Here is a 16,786-nt window from a genome sequence, read left to right as displayed (position 1 = left end):
ATCGCTGGGCCCCCGCGACGTCTGGGAGGTGCCGTGGTAGGGCGCCGTCCGGAAAGTCCCGCGGTGGGGCGCCGTCCGAGAGGACCGGCGGTGCGGCGTTCGATCGCGCTCGCCGCACTCGCCGCCGCCGCCGGCATCGCCTGCCGGCAGGACATGTTCGACCAGCCGAAGGTGCGCCCGCTCCAGTCGAGCACCTTTTTCGCCGACGGGCGGGCCTCGCGGCCGGTTCCGGAGGACACCGTCGCCCGCGGCGATCTGCGCGGCAACGAGCTCCTCTACACGGGCCGCGTCGGCGGCGTCGTCGCGGACGCGTTTCCGTTCCCGGTCACGAAAGAGGTCCTCGATCGGGGCGAGGAGCGCTTCGACATCTTCTGCTCGCCGTGCCACGGCCGCACCGGATACGGAGACGGGATGATCGTCCAGCGCGGGTTCAAGGCTCCGCCCTCGTTCCACAGCGACCGGCTCCGCCAGGCGCCCGCCGGCCACTTCTTCGACGTGATGACGAACGGCTTCGGCGTGATGTACGACTACCGCAGCCGCGTGACCCCGGAGGACCGCTGGGCGATCGCCGCCTACATCCGCGCGCTCCAGCTCTCGCAGCACGCGAGCGCGGCGGACCTGGACGCCGCCAAGGCAGCGGAGGCCGCCGCGAAGGCGCCGGCCGCGGCCTCGTCGGAGCCGAAGCGATGAGCGCGAATTCCGTGCGCCGCCCGCCGGCGGGAGTCCCGCTCGGCATCGGGATCGCGGGCGTCGTCGTATGCGTGATCGGGGCGATCTTCGACCACGTGCAGTTCTTCCGGTCGTATCTCCTCGGCTGGCTGCTGTGGCTCGGGGTCGCCGTGGGATGCCTGGCGATCCTGATGCTGTATCACATGGTCGGCGGGCGCTGGGGATTCCTGATCCGCCGGATCCTCGAGGCCGCGACGCGGACGCTCCCGCTGATGGCCGTTCTCTTCCTCCCGATCGGGTTCGGCGCGCGCGAGCTCTTCGTCTGGGCGCGCCCGGACGCCGTCCGCGCGGACCCGATCCTCATGGCGAAGGCGCCGTATCTCAACCTGCCGTTCTTCTGGATCCGGGCGGCGATCCTCTTCGCGATCTGGATCGGGCTCGCCTCGCTCCTCAACCGCTGGTCGGCCGAGCAGGATGCCACCGACGATCCGGCGATCGGCATCAAGCTCCAGCGGATCTCGGCTCCCGGGCTCATCCTCTACGCGGCGACCACGTTCTTCGCGTCGGTCGACTGGCTCATGTCGCTCGAGCCGCACTGGTACTCGTCCATCTTCGGCATGTCGTTCATGGTCGGGCACGGGCTCTCGGCGATGGCCGTCGTCCTGCTCGCGGTTCGCTACCTCGCTTCCACCGAACCGTTCTCGCGCGCGACGTCGCGGTTCGTCTTCCGCGACCTCGGGAACCTCCAGTTCATGTTCCTGATGCTCTGGGGATACATGACCTTCTCGCAGCTCATCATCGTCTGGTCGGGAAACCTCCCGGAGGAGATCTCCTGGTACCTGCCGCGCCTCCACACCTCGTGGAAGTTCGTGTCGCTCTTCATCCTGCTCTCGTACTTCGGAGCGCCGTTCCTGCTGCTCCTCTCGCGCCGGATCAAGGAGGACATCCGTTTCCTGTCGCGGGTCGCCGGGTGGGTCCTCGCGATGCGGGTGATCGACATGATCTGGCTCGTCGAGCCGATCTTCCATCCCGCGGGAATCTCGTTCCACGTCCTCGACTTCGCCGCTCCGGTCGGCATCGGGGGGATCTGGACCGCGTTCTTCCTGTGGGAGCTCGACCGGCGGCCGCTGCTCGCGATCCACGATCCGCGGATGGAGCTCGCGATGGAGGCCCACCATGGATGAGCGGTCGGTGCCCACGTCGTCCCGGACGGCGCCGCCGCCCCGCGAGGGACTCCGCGCGCACCAGGAGACCGACGTCAACGCCGGCGCGGTCGTGTGGTTCGGCGTCGGGCTCTTCCTCGTCGTCGTGGCCGTCGCGGTCGCGACGCACTTCGGGCTGCTGCTCGCGGACCGGCGTCCCGCGCCCGGCACGGCGGAGCGCTCGCCGCTCGCCGAGGAGCGCCTGCCGCCGGAGCCGCGGCTCCAGGCCGCTCCGCCCGCGGACATGCGCGCCTTTCACGCCCACGAGGACGCGATCCTGAAATCCGCGGGATGGGTCAACGAGGCTTCGGGGATCGCCCACATCCCGATCGAGGACGCGAAGAAGCTCCTCCTCGAAAGCGGGCTCCCGGTCGCGGAAGGGGCGGGGGAGGCGAAGCCGTGAAGCGGGCGATCGCCGGAATCCTCGCGCTCCTGGCGGCCTCCGCCCTCTTCGGGCAGGCGGCGCCCAGCGTGGGCGCGACGGCCGCCCAGCCCCAGAGCGCGCTCGCGGACGTCTCGATCGACCAGAAGCTCGGCGCGAAGCTCCCGCTCGACGCGACGTTCCGCGACGAGACCGGCCGCGCCGTCCGGCTCGGCGACTTCTTCGGACGCCGCCCCGTGCTCCTCGCTTTCGTGTATTACGAGTGTCCGATGCTCTGCTCCTACGTCGAGTCGGGGACGCTGAAGGCCCTTCGCGTCCTCTCCTTCACGGCGGGGCGCGAGTTCGATCTCGTGACGATCAGCATCGATCCGTCGGACCTCCCGAAGATCGCGTCGGCCAAGCGGCTCGACTTCCTCCGGCAGTACGCGCGCCCCGCCGCGGATTCGGGAGTGCACTACCTGACCGGCCCGGCGGAATCGGTCGCGGCCGTGACGCGCGCCGCCGGCTTCCGGTACGTCCCGGACCCGGAGACGAAGGGGTTTTCGCACGCCGCGGGGATCATGCTCGCGACGCCGGACGGCCGGCTGTCGAAGTATTTCTACGGGATCGAGTACTCGGCGCGGGACCTCAAGCTCGCGATGATGGAGGCCTCGAACGCCCGGATCGGGTCTCCCGTCGACCGCGTCCTGCTCTACTGCTCGCACTACGATCCCGGGACGGGGAAGTACGGGGTCGTCGTGATGCGCGTCGTGCGCCTCGGCGGAATCGCGACGGTCGGAACGCTCGGCGTGTTCATGGCGGTCATGTTCCGCCGCGAGCGCCGGAGGAAACGTCCTTGATGCTCGCGATCGAGTTTCCGCTCTTCCCGCCGCGGGCCTCGACGCTCGCCGGCTCGGTCGACAACCTCTACTTCACGCTGCTCGCGATCACGGCGTTCTTCTCCACGCTGATCTTCCTCTGCATCCTCTTCTTCGCGATCAAGTACCGGCGCCGCTCCGAGGACGAACGGCCGCCGGAGATCCACGGGTCGCTGAAGCTCGAGATCGTCTGGACGGCGATCCCGCTCCTGATCGTCATCGGCCTCTTCACGGCGGGCGTTCGGATCTATTACGCGGGAGCGCGTCCGCCCGCGAACTCGATGCCGATCTACGTCGTCGGCAAGCAGTGGATGTGGAAGGTGCAGCACCCGGAGGGGAAGAGCGAGATCGACGAGCTGCACGTGCCGCTCGGCGTTCCGGTCCGGCTCCTGATGACGTCGGAAGACGTGATCCACGACTTCTCGATCCCCGCGTTCCGCATCAAGCGCGACGTGCTGCCGGGCCGCTACACGACGGAATGGTTCCAGGCGACGAAGACCGGCGACTTCCACCTCTTCTGCGCCCAGTACTGCGGGACGAACCACTCCGCGATGGTCGGGCACGTCGTCGTGATGGAGCCGGCGGACTTCCAGAAATGGCTCTCGGAAGGGCCCCAGCCCCCCTCGATGGCGGACAGCGGGGCCCGGCTCTTCGCGAAGCTCAACTGCGCGACGTGCCATTCCGACTCCGGAAAGGCGCCGCTCCTCGCCGGCTCGTTCGGATCCACCGTTCCGCTCGCCGCCGGCGGCTCGATCCGAGCCGACGAGGCCTACCTCCGCGAGTCGATCCTCGCGCCGCGCACGCGGATCGTCGCGGGCTACCCGCCGACGATGCCGGCGTACCAGGGACAGCTCACCGAATCCCAGGTGCTCGAGCTGATCGCGTATCTCAAATCGCTTCCCCCCGGGAAAGGAGACCGCCGATGAGCGTCGCGCTGGCGCAGCCGGAGCGCCCCGACTACCTGAACGACGGCTACGGCATCAAGTCGTGGCTCCTGACGCGGGATCACAAGCGGATCGCGCTCCTGTATCTCGCCTCGATCACGCTCTTCTTCGTCCTCGGCGGGATCTTCGCGCTGATCATCCGGCTCGAGCTCCTGACTCCGGCGGGCGACCTCGTGACTTCGCAGACGTACAACAAGCTCTTCACGATGCACGGCGTGATCATGGTGTTCTTCTTCCTGATCCCGTCGATCCCCGCCGTGCTCGGGAACTTCCTCATCCCCCTGATGGTCGGGGCGCGCGACCTCGCGTTCCCGAGACTGAACCTCCTCTCCTGGTACGTCTACGTCGTGGGCGGCGTCTTCACGCTGACCGCCGCGATCACCGGAGGCGTCGACACCGGCTGGACGTTCTACACGCCGTACAGCTCGACGTATTCGAACACGCACGTCGTGTTGACGGTCGTCGGCGTCTTCATCACCGGATTCTCGTCGATCCTGACGGGACTGAACTTCATCGTGACGATCCACAAGATGCGCGCGCCGGGACTCTCCTGGTTCCGGCTGCCGCTCTTCGTCTGGTCGATGTACGCGACGAGCATGATCTTCATCCTGGGGACCCCGGTCCTCGCGATCTCGCTCGTCCTGGTGGGCCTCGAGCGCATCTTCCGGATCGGGATCTTCGACCCGCACATCGGCGGAGACCCGCTGCTCTTCCAGCACCTCTTCTGGTTCTACTCGCACCCCGCCGTGTACATCATGATCCTCCCCTCGATGGGCGTCGTCTCGGAGATCATCACGTGCTTCTCGAGGAAGCGCGCGTTCGGCTACAACTTCATCGCGTTCTCGAGCGTGGCGATCGCGGTCCTCGGCTTCCTCGTGTGGGGCCACCACATGTTCGTGTCGGGCCAGTCGGTGGCGGCGGGGGTGATCTTCTCCGGGCTCTCGTTCCTCGTCGCGATCCCGTCGGCGATCAAGGTCTTCAACTGGACCGCCACGCTCTACAAGGGCTCCGTCTCCTACCAGACGCCGATGCTCTACGCGTTCGGGTTCATCGGGCTGTTCACGATCGGCGGCCTGACGGGACTCTTCCTCGCGACCCTCGGCGTCGACGTGCACGTGCACGACACCTACTTCATCATCGCGCACTTCCACTACATCATGGTCGGCGGCGCCGTGATGGGCTACCTCGGCGGCATCCACTTCTGGTGGCCGAAGATCTCCGGCCGCATGTATCCGGAGTGGTGGGGAAGGGTCGCGGCGGTCGTCGTCTTCCTCGGCTTCAACCTGACGTTCTTCCCGCAGTTCATCCTCGGATACCTCGGGATGCCGCGGCGCTACCACGCCTATCCGCCCGAGTTCCAGGTGCTGAACGTGATGTCGACGGCGGGCGCCTCGATCCTCGGCATCGGGTATCTGCTCCCGCTCGTCTATCTCACCTGGTCGATGCGGTACGGCCCCAAGGCGAGCGCGAATCCGTGGGCCGCGAAAGGCCTCGAGTGGGAAACGACCTCTCCGCCGCCGACCGAGAACTTCCTGGAGACGCCGATCGTCACGGAGGAGGCGTACGCCTACGCCGCGCCGGGAGCGACGCATGTCTGATCGCTCGATGGCCGGCGAGGCCCCTGCCCCCCGGGCCCACGCGGTCGCGCACCAGTTCGACGACGCCGCGCAGCAGCACGAGGCGGGCCTCCTCGGCATGTGGACGTTCCTCGTCACCGAGATCCTCTTCTTCGGCGGAATGTTCGCCGGCTACACCGTCTACCGAAGCCTCTACCCGAACGCGTTCCGGGCCGGAAGCCACGCGATGAATCTCCAGATCGGGAGCATCAACACCGCCGTCCTGATCCTCTCGAGCCTGACGATGGCGCTCGCCGTCCACGCGTCTCAGACCGGGCGGAAGAAGCCGCTCGTCGCCTACCTTTCGGTCACGATGCTCTTCGGCCTGATCTTCCTCGGTTTCAAGGCGATCGAATGGACCGCGGAATTCCGGGAGCATCACGTCCCGGGGCCGCACTTCTCGTTCGGGGGCCCGGACCCCGTGCATTCCCAGATCTTCTTCTCGTTCTATTTCGCCATGACCGGGATGCATGCCCTGCACATGGTGATCGGTCTCGGGCTCATGACGTTTCTGCTGATCACCGCGCGGCAGGGGAGGTACGGACCCGAGTACCACGCGCCGGTCGTGGTCGGCGGCCTGTACTGGCACTTCGTCGACATCGTGTGGATCTTCCTCTACCCGCTGCTGTACCTGATCGGGGCGAGGAAATGAGGGCCGTGAGGCGCGGCTTCGCGGCGAGTGGGGGCCGCTTCGCGGCCAGTCGGCGCGTTGCGAGTCGCGAGTCATGGGTTCCGAGCGACGAGGCCGCGGGTCTCGAGTCGAAGGGGCGACTTTCCACTCGGCGACCCGCGACGGCCGTGAGGCCCCCGACTCGCCACCCGCGACTCGCGGCTCGAGACCGGAGTGCGCCATGAAAGACCCTGAAACCACGACGACGGTGACGGCGCACGACGTCCACGTCGTCCCGCGCAAGGTCTACTTCGCGGTCGCGGCGGCGCTCATGATCCTTCTCGTCGCGACGTACGCCGCGGCCCAGATCGACCTCGGACCCTTCAACATCGTCGTCGCGCTCGCGATCGCGTTCACGAAGGCGATCCTCGTCGTGCTGTTCTTCATGGAGGTCCGCTGGAGCAGCCGGCTGACGTGGGTCGTCGCGGCGGCGGGCATCATGTGGTTGGCGCTGCTCCTGGGCGGCACGCTCGACGACTTCCTGACGAGAGCGCACGTACTTCCGGGGATGTAGTCTGCGGGTCGCGTGTCCGCGAGCCGCGTTCCAGGTCGATCCATGACCCATGACTTCCGACTCGCGACTTTCGACTCGCGATTATTGCCCTGGGAACAAAACCCTTACGATCCGGGTTCGTACTGAAACCGATGAGGTGCCGTTCATGAAATCGAGACTCCCTTTCCTCGCCGTCGTTCTGTTCACGGCGTTCGCCGCCGTGGCCGCCCCCCCTCCCGCCGCGAAGCCGGCCGCGAAGTCGGCGAAGCCGGCGGCCGCGGGAAGGAAGGTCGCCCCCCCCGCGAGGCTCGTCCCGGTCACTTCCGTCGAAGGAATCACGGAGTACCGGCTTCCGAACGGTCTCCAGGTCCTCCTCTTCCCCGACCCGACGAAACCGACGGCGACGGTCAACGTGACGTACCGCGTCGGATCCCGGAACGAGGAGTACGGCGAGACCGGGATGGCGCACCTTCTCGAGCACCTGATGTTCAAGGGAACCCCCGAGCACAAGAACATCTACGGCGAGATGACCTCCCACGGCGCCCGGAACAACGCGAGCACCTGGTTCGACCGCACGAACTATTTCGAGACGTTCGACGCCTCCGACGCGAACGTGAAGTGGGCGCTCGAGCTCGAGGCCGACCGCATGATCCATTCGTTCATCTCGCAGAAGGACCTCGCGAGCGAGATGACGGTCGTCCGGAACGAATTCGAGTCGGGAGAGAACGAGCCGGCGCGCATCCTCGAGGAGCGCGTGCTCTCGACGGCGTACCTCTGGCACAACTACGGCCACTCGACGATCGGCGCGCGCTCCGACATCGAGAACGTCCCGATCCCGCACCTGCAGGCCTTCTACCGGATGTATTACCAGCCCGACAACGCGACCCTCCTCGTCGCGGGCCGCTTCGATCCGGAAAAGACGCTCGCGTGGATCCAGGAGGACTTCGGGAAGATTCCGAAGCCGGCGCGCGTGCTGCCGACCTTCTACACCCAGGAGCCCACGCAGGACGGCGAGCGCGACGTCGATCTGCGGCGGGTGGGCGACGTGCAGGAGCTCGCCGTCGCTTACCACGTCCCCGCCGGATCGCATCCCGACGCCGCCCCGATCGATCTCCTCGTCCAGATCCTCGCGGACACTCCCGCCGGGCGGCTCCACAAGTCGATGGTCGAGACGCACCAGGCGTCCTCGATCGGCGGCTATCTCCAGCCGCTCCACGATCCGGGCTTCGTGATCTTCGACGCGGAAGTTCCGCCGGAGAAGCCGCTCGACGTGGCGCGCAAGACGATGCTCGCCACGCTGGACGGGCTCGCCTCGGCGCCGTTCACGGCGGAGGAGCTCGAGCGCGCCCGGACGCAGCTCCTCAAGGACATCGACCTGACGCTGAACGTCACCTCGCGGGTCGGCATCGAGCTCTCCGAGTGGATCGGGATGGGCGACTGGCGCCTCTTCTTCCTGCACCGCGACCAGGTTCGCAAGGCGACGCTCGCGGACGTCCAGCGCGTCGCGGCCGAGTATCTGAAGCCCTCGAACCGGACGGTCGGCGCGTTCTACCCGACGCCGAAGCCCGACCGGGCGGAGATCCCCGCGACCCCCGACGTCGAAGCGGAGCTCGCCGGATACAAGGGAGACCAGGCCATCGCGGCGGGCGAAGCGTTCGACCCCGCCCCGGCGAACATCGAGAAGCGCCTCACGCGGAAGAAGCTCGGAAACGGGGCGGAGGTCGCGCTCCTTCCGAAGAAGACGCGAGGCGAAACGGTGTTCCTCTCCGGCGTCCTTCGATTCGGCACCGTCGAATCGCTCAAGGGGCTCGACACGGCCGCGTCTTTCGCAGGCAGCATGCTCCTCCGCGGATCGAAGAAGCACACGCGGCAGGAGATCCAGGACGCGTTCGACAAGTTGAAGGCCCGCGTCTCGATCGGCGGGGGGGCGACGCAGGCAACGATCGGGATCGAAACGACCCGGGCGAACCTGCCCGCGCTCCTGAAGCTCGTGGTCGAAGTCCTGCGCGAGCCGGCTTTCCCGGAGAAGGAATTCGAGCTCCTCCGCGAAGAGTCGCTCGCCGACATCGAGCAGCAGATGAGCGATCCGCAGGCGATCGCGTTCAACAACTTCGAGCGGCACCTGAGCGACTTCCCGAAGGGAGACGTCCGGTACGTGGAAACGCCCCAGGAAGAGAAGGCGGACGTCCAGGCGATCAAGCTCGACGACGCGAAGAAGTTCTACGACCGCTTCTACGGAGCCTCGCACGCGCAGATCGCGATCGTCGGCGACTTCGATCCGGCCGCGGTGATGCCGGTCCTCGAGGAAGGCCTCGGGAGCTGGACGAGCACCGAGCCGTTCGAGCGCGTTCCGCATCCCTTCCAGGACATCGCCCCGGAGGACAAGTCCTTCGAGACTCCCGACAAGGCCAACGCGTTCTTCGTCGCCGGCGAGAACCTGCGCGTCCGCGACGACGATCCGGACTACCCGGCGCTCCTTCTGGGCAACTACATCTTCGGCGGCGGCTTCCTGAACTCGCGCCTCGCCACGCGCATCCGGCAGAAGGAGGGGCTCTCGTACGGCGTCGGCTCGTCGCTGACCGCTTCCGCCCTCGACGAATCGGGCTCGTTCCTGGAGTACGCGATCTACGCGCCGCAGAACGCGGCGAAGCTCCGCGCCGCGGTCGAAGAGGAGATGCAGCGGCTCATGAAGGACGGCTTCACGGCCGAGGAGGTCAAGGACGCGCGTTCCGGCTATCTCCAGGCGCGCCAGGTCAGCCGCGCGCAGGATCCGGAGCTCGCCCGGCGGCTCTCCGGCTACCTCTTCCTCCACCGGACGATGGAATACGACGCGAAACTCGACGCGAAGATCGCGGCGTTGACGCCGGCGGAGATCCTCGCGGCGTTGAAGCGCCATCTCGACCCCTCGAAGATCACGTACGTCCGGGCCGGCGACTTCGCGAACGCGTCGAAGTACGAGAAGAAACCGGGAGGGCCTTCTCCGCCTCCGCCGTCGAAGTAGGAGCGCGGCGGCGAACTTGGCGGCGGATTCCGGATGCGAGATCGCTCCCGGATGAGACGTTCCGCGGAGCGCGGCTTTCTGCTCCTGGCGATGCTCGCCGGAGGTTTCGCGCTGGCCGACACGCGGCCGCCGGTGGACATTCCCGCTCTCCACGACGCGCAGGCCCAGGACGCGGCGCTTGCCGCGATCGACGGGCAGATGCAGCGGGGAGAGTGGGAGGCGGCGCGCGCCGCCTCCGCCGCGCTCCTCGATCGCTCGAAGAACGCCTGGCATGGCGCTCTGCAGCGCGCTCTGGTGCGTCTGGCGTTCCTCGAGGCGAAGCTCGGAGAGGACGAGGAGGCCCGCTGGCATTGGGAGGCGCTGCAGGCCATGGGCGGCGCGTCGCTGGGGACGCCGTTCTTTCGGGCTTTCGGAGCCGCCGGGGAGAAGCTCCGGCGTGAGCCGGCGCGCGCCGGGGACGAGGTGCCTCCCGGCGTCGAGAGTGTGGGTCCGCGACCCGGCCTGGTTCCCGCGCGGCGGACGGGCGGCGAGGTGCCGCGGGGGAACGGCGGATGCACGGCCTCGCGCGGACCGCTGTGGGCCCGCGTCCAGGCGGTGATCGACCGCCGGGGCCGCCTGACGCAGCCGACGATCTCCGGCCCTTCCGTCTGTTTCAGTTTCGAGGTGCTGAAGGCGGCCCGAGGCTGGACCTTCGAACCGGCCCGCCGGAAAGGGATTCCGGTCGCGGCGATGTACGTCGAGGCGATAAATCCCCCGGCCCGACGCCCCCTGCGCGAGCTCGCGTCCAACGGCGTCGGTGAAGCTCTGTCCCGCCTCGAAGCGGGGGAGTTTCCGGCGGCGGAAGGGATCCTCGATCGGCAGTGGAACGGGCAGCTCGACGCCGGCTCGCCTTCGCGGCCTCTCACGGTGACGCTGATGGCCCTGCGCGCTCTCGCCCTCGCGGCGCACGACGGTCCCGAAGACCGGCGGCGGGCGACGTGCCTCTGGGAGGCGGCCCAGGGGGAGGATCCGGCGTTCTACGACGCGGACCTCGCGCCCATCGGCGAAGCGGGGAAGCGTCTCGATCCTCACCGCTACGGCGAAGTGCGCTCGAAGCCGATGGAGGATCTGGGCGAGCGGATCGAGCGGCCCCGCGTTCTGCCCGAATCGAGGCGCGTTCCCCGCGAGCGTTTCGCGCCGGCGTCCTACGGCGAGGAACGCGTCTTCATCGAGGCGGTCGTCGACGCCCAGGGAGCCCTGCGCGAACCGCTCCTGTTCGGCGGCCGCGACGGGATGCGCGGACTCGACCTCGATGCGCTCGACGCGGTCTGTTCCTGGCGTTTCGCTCCGGCGACGGTCGCCGGGCGGCCCATCGACCTGCTCTACGTCCTCTCGCTCGACGTCGGCGCGAATCCGCCGCGCTGACCATCGCGGCGGGCTGGCCGGGTGACGGGCGACTCGACTCGCCCGGTGCGTTACGATTTCCGGACCCGGAAGGAGAGATCCGAAGGGGGAGACGATGATCCTCATCGTGGGAGCCGCTTACCTCTTCCTCCTGATTCCCCTGCTTCGTCATGAGCGAGCTCGGACCCTCTCCGCCATGGGCCTGTCGATCGTCGCCTGCGGAGTGCTGTACTGGCCGGTTCCGTATTCGACAATGAAGATCCTCGAAGGGATCTTTCCCCTGTTGTGGGTCGGCGACGCCGTGATCGGCGGACTGGCGATCACCCGCTGGACTCCGCTGCCCTGGCCGAAGATCGCCGGCGTGGCGGGCCTCGGGTTCGTCACTTCGGTGATGGCGCGGGTGATCTTCGACACGTTCCGCGATCCGGAGAGCCACAATCTCTTCTTCCTCGAAGTCGCGATGGCGTTCGTCGTCGGTTTCGTCGGCGCCTCGATCGCCGCGGCGATGAGCGGCTCCGCGCAGGCCCGCCGGCCGTGAGAAGGGCGCGCTGAAAGCCATCGTCCATCGGCGCAGCGAGCGCCGATGCGCCTCTCATCCTCCGGCGATCGCTCCCACGACCAGGAACGGCTCGGCGCCGTCGCTGACGGCGCGCGGAAGGGGGGTGTCGGGCGGATCGTGCGAGAGATCCTCGCCGCATGCGAAGAACCTCACGAAAGGCCGCCGCGCGTGCGTCCCATGGTCGCGGATCGTTCCACGGAGAGCGGGGTAGCGGGCTTCGAGGGCGTCGAGCACGGCGCGCGGCGTCGCCTCGCCCGCGACCTCGACGGACACTTCGGCGCCGACCCCGGCGAGGTCCCGCAGGTGGGGAGGGAGCGAGACCCGGACGGCCGTCACGGCAGCGACTGGACCTCGACCGAGAGCACGGGCGGAAGATCGCGGACGATCGGGGCCCACGAGTCGCCGGAATCGGACGATCCGTAGACCTGCCCGCCGGTCGTTCCGAAGTAGACGCCGCACGGCTCGAGCGAATCGACGCACATCGCGTCGCGCAGCACGTTGACGTAGCAGTCCTTCTCCGGAAGGCCTTTGGCGAGCGCCTCCCATTCGTTCCCGCCGGCGCGGCTGCGGTAGACGCGAAGCTTGCCGTCGAGCGGAAAGTGCTCGGAGTCGCTCTTGATCGGAACGACGTAGACCGTCTCCGGCTCGTGCGTGTGGACGTCGACGACGAACCCGAAATCCGTCGGAAGGTTGCCGCTGACTTCCCGCCAGGAATCGCCGGCGTCGTCGGACCGCATCACGTCCCAGTGCTTCTGCATGAAGAGGACGTTCGGCCGGGACGGATGCTGCGCGATCCGATGGACGCAGTGGCCGACCTCCGCCTCCGGATCGGGAAGGAACTGCGAGCGCAGTCCCCGCGTGATCGTCTTCCACGTGTTCCCGCCGTCGTCGCTGCGAAAAGCTCCCGCGGCCGAGATCGCCGTGAAGATCCGGCCGGGATGAGCGCGGTCGAGGAGGATCGTGTGGAGGCACATCCCTCCCGCCCCCGGCTGCCACCGCGGTCCGGTGCCGTGCCCGCGAAGCCCGGCGAGCTCCTGCCAGGAGTGCCCGCCGTCGGTCGAACGGAAGATCGCCGCGTCTTCGACTCCCGCGTACACCGTGTCCGGATCGTCCAGCGACGGCTCGAGATGCCAGACGCGCTTGAACTCCCAGGGGCGCTGCGTGCCGTCATAGTGCTGGTGGGTCGTCAGCGGCTTCCCCGTTTCCGGAGAGGTGTCGTAGACGAACCGGTTGCTCTCGCCCATCGGCATGCCCTCGGGACTCTTCGTGACGCCGCCTCCCGGCGTCTCCCAGCTCCTGCCGCCGTCGCTCGAGCGCTGGATGACCTGACCGAACCAGCCGCTGGTCTGCGACGCGTAGATCCGGTCCGGGTCGGCGGGCGATCCCTTCAGGTGGTAGATCTCCCAGCCGGCGAAGAACGGGCCGGCGACGTCCCAGCGGTCGCGCTTTCCGTCCGAAGTGAGGATGAAGGCGCCTTTTCGGGTGCCGACCAGGACGCGGACTCGGCTCATCGTCGATCCTTTCGAGCGTTCTGCAACATGCGGAGATTCTACCGGAGTGCGGAGCTCAATAGCGGGGCGCCGAGGGGTCGACTTCCCGGATCCACCGGTCGATCCCTCCCTCGAGGTTCCGCACGCGGCGAAACCCCGATTCGAGCAGGAACTGCACCGCGCGCGCGCTCCGAATCCCCGTCTTGCAGTAGACGACGATCTCGCCCTCCCGATCGAGGCGGTACGCTTGCTGCGGAAGCGTTCCCAGCGGAATTTCGACGGCCCCGGGGAGCGCGAATATCCGCGTCTCCCGCGGCTCGCGGACGTCGAGAAGCACCGGCGCCGCTCCGCCCTCGATCTCCCGCTTCAGGTTCGCCGGCGTGATCGATCTGTCCTCGTCCTCCGCGGACGGGACGGGCGCGACGCCGCAGAAGTCCTCGTAATCGATCAGGCGCGTGACGGTCGGGTTCGGCCCGCAGACGGCGCACTGCGGGTCCTTGCGAAGTCTGACCTCCCGGAAACGCATCCCGAGCGCGTCGACGAGAAGGAGCCGGCCGACGAGCGGCGATCCGGCGCCGAGCAGGAGCTTCAGCGTCTCGGTCGCCTGGATCGTGCCGAGCAGGCCCGGGAGAACTCCGAGAACTCCCCCCTCCGCGCACGAGGGCACCGCGCCGGGCGGAGGAGGTTCGGGATAGAGGCAGCGATAGCACGGCCCTTCCTTCGCCCAGAACACCGACGCCTGCCCGTCGAAGCGGAAGATCGACGCGTACACGTTCGGCTTGCCGAGGAGGACGCAGGCGTCGTTGACCAGATAGCGCGTCGGAAAGTTGTCGGTTCCGTCGGCGATCACGTCGAAATCGCGCAGGATGTCGAGGGCGTTTTCCGACGAGAGCCGGGCCTCGTACGGGACGACGCGGACGTTCGGATTCACGTCGGCGACCCGCGCGGCGGCCGATGCGAGCTTCGACCTCCCGACGTCTCCGGATCCATGGAGGATCTGTCGCTGGAGATTGCTCTCGTCGACGACGTCGAAGTCGACGACGCCGAGCGTTCCGACTCCCGCGGCGGCGAGATAGAGGAGAAGCGGCGATCCCAGGCCGCCCGCTCCGACGCAGAGGACCCGCGACGCCTTCAGCCGCTCCTGCCCCTCGGGGCCGACCTCGGGCAGGATGAGGTGACGAGCGTAGCGTCGCAGCTCCTCGCGGGTGAGTTCGGCAGACCGGGCGCGGAGCCCGCCGGAAAGCCCGTCCGCGTCGAAAGAATCCGGCATCGGCGTTTACTCTAGCAGGGGAGAAAACCGCTCCGGCGTCCCGGCCGGCGTCCCGGGCGAGTACGCTTGCGTCCGTGGCCCTCTACGATCCGTTCCCGCCGGGTCCCTTCGCGGCCGCCCCTCTTGCCCGGAACGCCCGCGACACGGCGCGCCGGCGCGACTTTTCCGTCGATGTCTGGCTTCCGGCCGGGGTTCCCGGGCCGCTCCCGCTGATCGTCTTCTCCCACGCGGCGGCGCAGGGAAGGAAGAGCGCCACGTTTCTCTGCGCGCATCTGGCGAGCCACGGCTACGCCGTCGCCGCGATGGACCACTCCGAGCTCGTCGCCCCCGAGCTCGCGAGGCCGGCGACCGAGACCGACGACGGGAGGGCGCGACGGTGGCGGGCGGTGATCGACAGCCGCGTTCCGGATCTGCGATTTCTCGTCGACCACCTGCTCGGAGGCGCCTCGCCCGTCGAGCTCGACGCGAAGCGGGTGGGGGCGATCGGGCACAGTTTCGGCGGGTGGTCGGTGCTCGCCGCGACGGACGCGGATCCGCGGATCCGCGCGGCCGTGGCGATCGCTCCCGCGGGGGCGTCCCGTCCGCGGCCGGGAATCCTGCCGGCGACGCTCGCGTTCGCCTGGGGACGCGACGTTCCCACGCTCTACCTCGCCGCCGAAAACGACACGTCCACGCTGCTTTCCGGAATCGTCGAGCTCTTCGGACGAACCCCCGCGACCCGTCGCATGGTCGTCCTGCGCCGCGCCGATCACCTGCACTTCCTCGACGACGTCGAGGAGTGGCACGAGCGCTTCCGGACCATGCCCGCTCCGGCGGAGATCTCCGCCATCCAGAAGGAGATGCGCCCGATCGGAGAGCTCCAGAGCGCCGAGCAGGCGCATCTCTTCGCCCGCGGCCTCGCGCTCGCGCACTTCGACGCGGCGTTGCGCGGACACGCGGGGGCGGAGGACTTCTGGAAAGGCGACGTTCGCGAATCCCTGGCTTCCGCCGGAGTCGACGCGTTCGTTCACCGGTAGACTCCTCCCGCGGGAAGGAGAATCGACTCATGGACATTCTCGACGCGATCGGCAACACGACGATGGTCCGGTTCCGGGGGATCGTCCCGCGGGGCTCCGGCGGCGTCTTCGCGAAGCTCGAGTGGGAAAACCCGACGGGCAGCATGAAGGACCGCATGGCGATCGCGGTGATCTCGCGGGCCGAAGTGGACGGGCGGCTGAAGCCGGGCGGGACGGTGCTCGAGTACACCGGCGGGAGCACGGGAGCGTCGCTCGCGTTCGTCTGCGCCGCGAAGGGCTACCCGCTCCGCATCGTGACGTCGGACGCGTTCAGCCGGGAAAAGCGGGACCACATGGCGGCGCTCGGAGCGGAGCTGACGCTCGTTCCGAGCGAGGGAGGCCTGACGACGAAGAAGCTGATCCTCGAGATGATCGAGACCGCCCGCGCATTGAGCCGCGACCCTCACACGTTCTGGACGGACCAGCTGAACAACCGCGATGCGATCGCCGGCTACCATCCGCTCGCCGAGGAGATCTGGAGCGGGATGGAGGGGAGAATCGACGCGTTCGTGCACAGCGTGGGAACGGCCGCATCCCTGCGCGGCGTCGCCGAGGCGCTGAAGGGACGCGATCCCCGCGTGCGGATCGTCGCGGTCGAGCCGGGGGAGTCGGCCGTGCTCTCCGGCGGCTCGCCGGGGCCGCACAAGATCGAGGGAATCGGAATCGGCTACACGCCGCCGCTCTGGGAACCGTCTCTCGTCGACGAGATCGTCTCGGTTCCCACCGCCGACGCGAAGGCGATGGCGCGGCGTCTCGCGCGGGAAGAGGCGCTCTTTGCCGGGACGTCCTCCGGCGCCAACGCCGTCGCGGCGCTCCAGGTGGCGGAGCGCCTCGGGCCGGACGCGAGGGTCGTCACGCTGATGGTGGACAGCGGGCTCAAATACGTGAGCACGGACGTCTATCGGCGAAGTTGACGGATCGGCCGTGGACGTTCACGTGAGGCTTCGGTGGCTGTGACGGGAGATCCGATCCCTGCGAGGGCTCCGGCAACTCGCGGGGCCCGCGTCCTTCGACCGCGACGATGACCGGGGACGAAGCCGGGCGCGAGTTCCGGGGGGCGGCGCCGGCCCGCCATCCGAGCTCGCTTCCGCCGATCGCCCTTTCCGCCCTCGCCGCGTTGTGCGGAACGAAGCTTCTCCTCCACGTCTTCACGAGCGTGCGGAATTACGGATACTTCCGCGACGAGCTGTACTCC

Annotated in this window: 16 protein-coding genes; 13 read left to right on the top strand and 3 right to left on the bottom strand. The window is 68.4% G+C overall.

All coding sequences use genetic code 11. The annotated features are described in order from the left end of the window. Positions 1-90: 90 nt before the first annotated feature. The 11 genes from VFS34_13390 to VFS34_13340 all read left to right on the top strand — a co-directional run bounded on the left by VFS34_13390 (position 91) and on the right by VFS34_13340 (position 11,755). Positions 91-690 (top strand): cytochrome c, encoded by a 600-nt coding sequence (locus tag VFS34_13390; GenBank protein ID HET9795441.1) that lies wholly within the window; start codon positions 91-93, stop codon positions 688-690. Next, positions 687-1,853 carry a hypothetical protein gene (locus VFS34_13385; GenBank protein ID HET9795440.1) on the top strand — a complete coding sequence of 389 codons (1,167 nt, stop codon included), beginning with the start codon at positions 687-689 and terminating at the stop codon, positions 1,851-1,853. Before VFS34_13390 ends, VFS34_13385 begins: the two co-directional genes overlap by 4 nt. Continuing rightward, positions 1,846-2,274, top strand: coding sequence for a hypothetical protein (locus tag VFS34_13380; protein HET9795439.1), 429 nt, complete (start codon positions 1,846-1,848; stop codon positions 2,272-2,274). Before VFS34_13385 ends, VFS34_13380 begins: the two co-directional genes overlap by 8 nt. Continuing rightward, positions 2,271-3,092: an SCO family protein gene (locus VFS34_13375; protein ID HET9795438.1), complete on the top strand. Its 822-nt coding sequence runs from the start codon at positions 2,271-2,273 to the stop codon at positions 3,090-3,092. The genes VFS34_13380 and VFS34_13375 overlap by 4 nt, the downstream gene beginning before the upstream one ends. Continuing rightward, the gene (gene coxB / locus VFS34_13370; protein HET9795437.1) at positions 3,092-4,036 is read left to right on the top strand and encodes a cytochrome c oxidase subunit II; all 945 of its coding nucleotides are present in this window, start codon (positions 3,092-3,094) and stop codon (positions 4,034-4,036) included. The genes VFS34_13375 and coxB overlap by 1 nt, the downstream gene beginning before the upstream one ends. After that, positions 4,033-5,652 (top strand): cytochrome c oxidase subunit I, encoded by a 1,620-nt coding sequence (ctaD, locus tag VFS34_13365; protein ID HET9795436.1) that lies wholly within the window; start codon positions 4,033-4,035, stop codon positions 5,650-5,652. The genes coxB and ctaD overlap by 4 nt, the downstream gene beginning before the upstream one ends. Next, complete coding sequence (locus VFS34_13360; GenBank protein ID HET9795435.1) at positions 5,645-6,322, top strand: cytochrome c oxidase subunit 3 family protein; 678 nt, start codon at positions 5,645-5,647, stop codon at positions 6,320-6,322. Before ctaD ends, VFS34_13360 begins: the two co-directional genes overlap by 8 nt. 199 nt (positions 6,323-6,521) lie before the next feature. Next, a complete protein-coding gene (locus VFS34_13355) occupies positions 6,522-6,854 on the top strand; it encodes a cytochrome C oxidase subunit IV family protein (protein ID HET9795434.1) in 333 nt (110 codons plus the stop codon). Between the two features lie 145 nt (positions 6,855-6,999). Next, positions 7,000-9,834, top strand: a complete 2,835-nt coding sequence (locus tag VFS34_13350; GenBank protein HET9795433.1) for a pitrilysin family protein — start codon at positions 7,000-7,002, stop codon at positions 9,832-9,834. A gap of 51 nt (positions 9,835-9,885) precedes the next feature. Next, the gene (locus VFS34_13345) at positions 9,886-11,238 is read left to right on the top strand and encodes a hypothetical protein (GenBank protein HET9795432.1); all 1,353 of its coding nucleotides are present in this window, start codon (positions 9,886-9,888) and stop codon (positions 11,236-11,238) included. A gap of 94 nt (positions 11,239-11,332) precedes the next feature. Next, positions 11,333-11,755: a hypothetical protein gene (locus VFS34_13340; protein ID HET9795431.1), complete on the top strand. Its 423-nt coding sequence runs from the start codon at positions 11,333-11,335 to the stop codon at positions 11,753-11,755. Positions 11,756-11,809: 54 nt separating this feature from the next. Here VFS34_13340 and VFS34_13335 read toward each other — a convergent pair whose 3' ends face one another. The 3 genes from VFS34_13335 to moeB are packed head-to-tail and all read right to left on the bottom strand — an operon-like array spanning position 11,810 to position 14,536. After that, positions 11,810-12,112: a MoaD/ThiS family protein gene (locus VFS34_13335; GenBank protein ID HET9795430.1), complete on the bottom strand. Its 303-nt coding sequence runs from the start codon at positions 12,110-12,112 to the stop codon at positions 11,810-11,812. Beyond that, positions 12,109-13,287, bottom strand: a complete 1,179-nt coding sequence (locus tag VFS34_13330; protein HET9795429.1) for an exo-alpha-sialidase — start codon at positions 13,285-13,287, stop codon at positions 12,109-12,111. The genes VFS34_13335 and VFS34_13330 overlap by 4 nt, the downstream gene beginning before the upstream one ends. A gap of 55 nt (positions 13,288-13,342) precedes the next feature. Beyond that, positions 13,343-14,536, bottom strand: coding sequence for a molybdopterin-synthase adenylyltransferase MoeB (moeB, locus tag VFS34_13325; protein ID HET9795428.1), 1,194 nt, complete (start codon positions 14,534-14,536; stop codon positions 13,343-13,345). A gap of 74 nt (positions 14,537-14,610) precedes the next feature. On the opposite strand from moeB, the gene VFS34_13320 reads away from it, so the two are divergent. Both VFS34_13320 and VFS34_13315 read left to right on the top strand, forming a co-directional pair. Further along, a complete protein-coding gene (locus tag VFS34_13320; GenBank protein HET9795427.1) occupies positions 14,611-15,552 on the top strand; it encodes a hypothetical protein in 942 nt (313 codons plus the stop codon). 29 nt (positions 15,553-15,581) lie between these two features. Then, positions 15,582-16,505, top strand: coding sequence for a cysteine synthase family protein (locus VFS34_13315; protein HET9795426.1), 924 nt, complete (start codon positions 15,582-15,584; stop codon positions 16,503-16,505). Positions 16,506-16,786: the final 281 nt, after the last annotated feature.

The sequence above is a fragment of the Thermoanaerobaculia bacterium genome, assembly GCA_035717485.1.
In the GTDB taxonomy this organism is placed as follows: domain Bacteria; phylum Acidobacteriota; class Thermoanaerobaculia; order UBA5066; family DATFVB01; genus DATFVB01.
The sequence above is the reverse complement of the archived record's forward strand: the minus strand, read 5'-3'. Positions and strand labels throughout refer to the sequence as shown.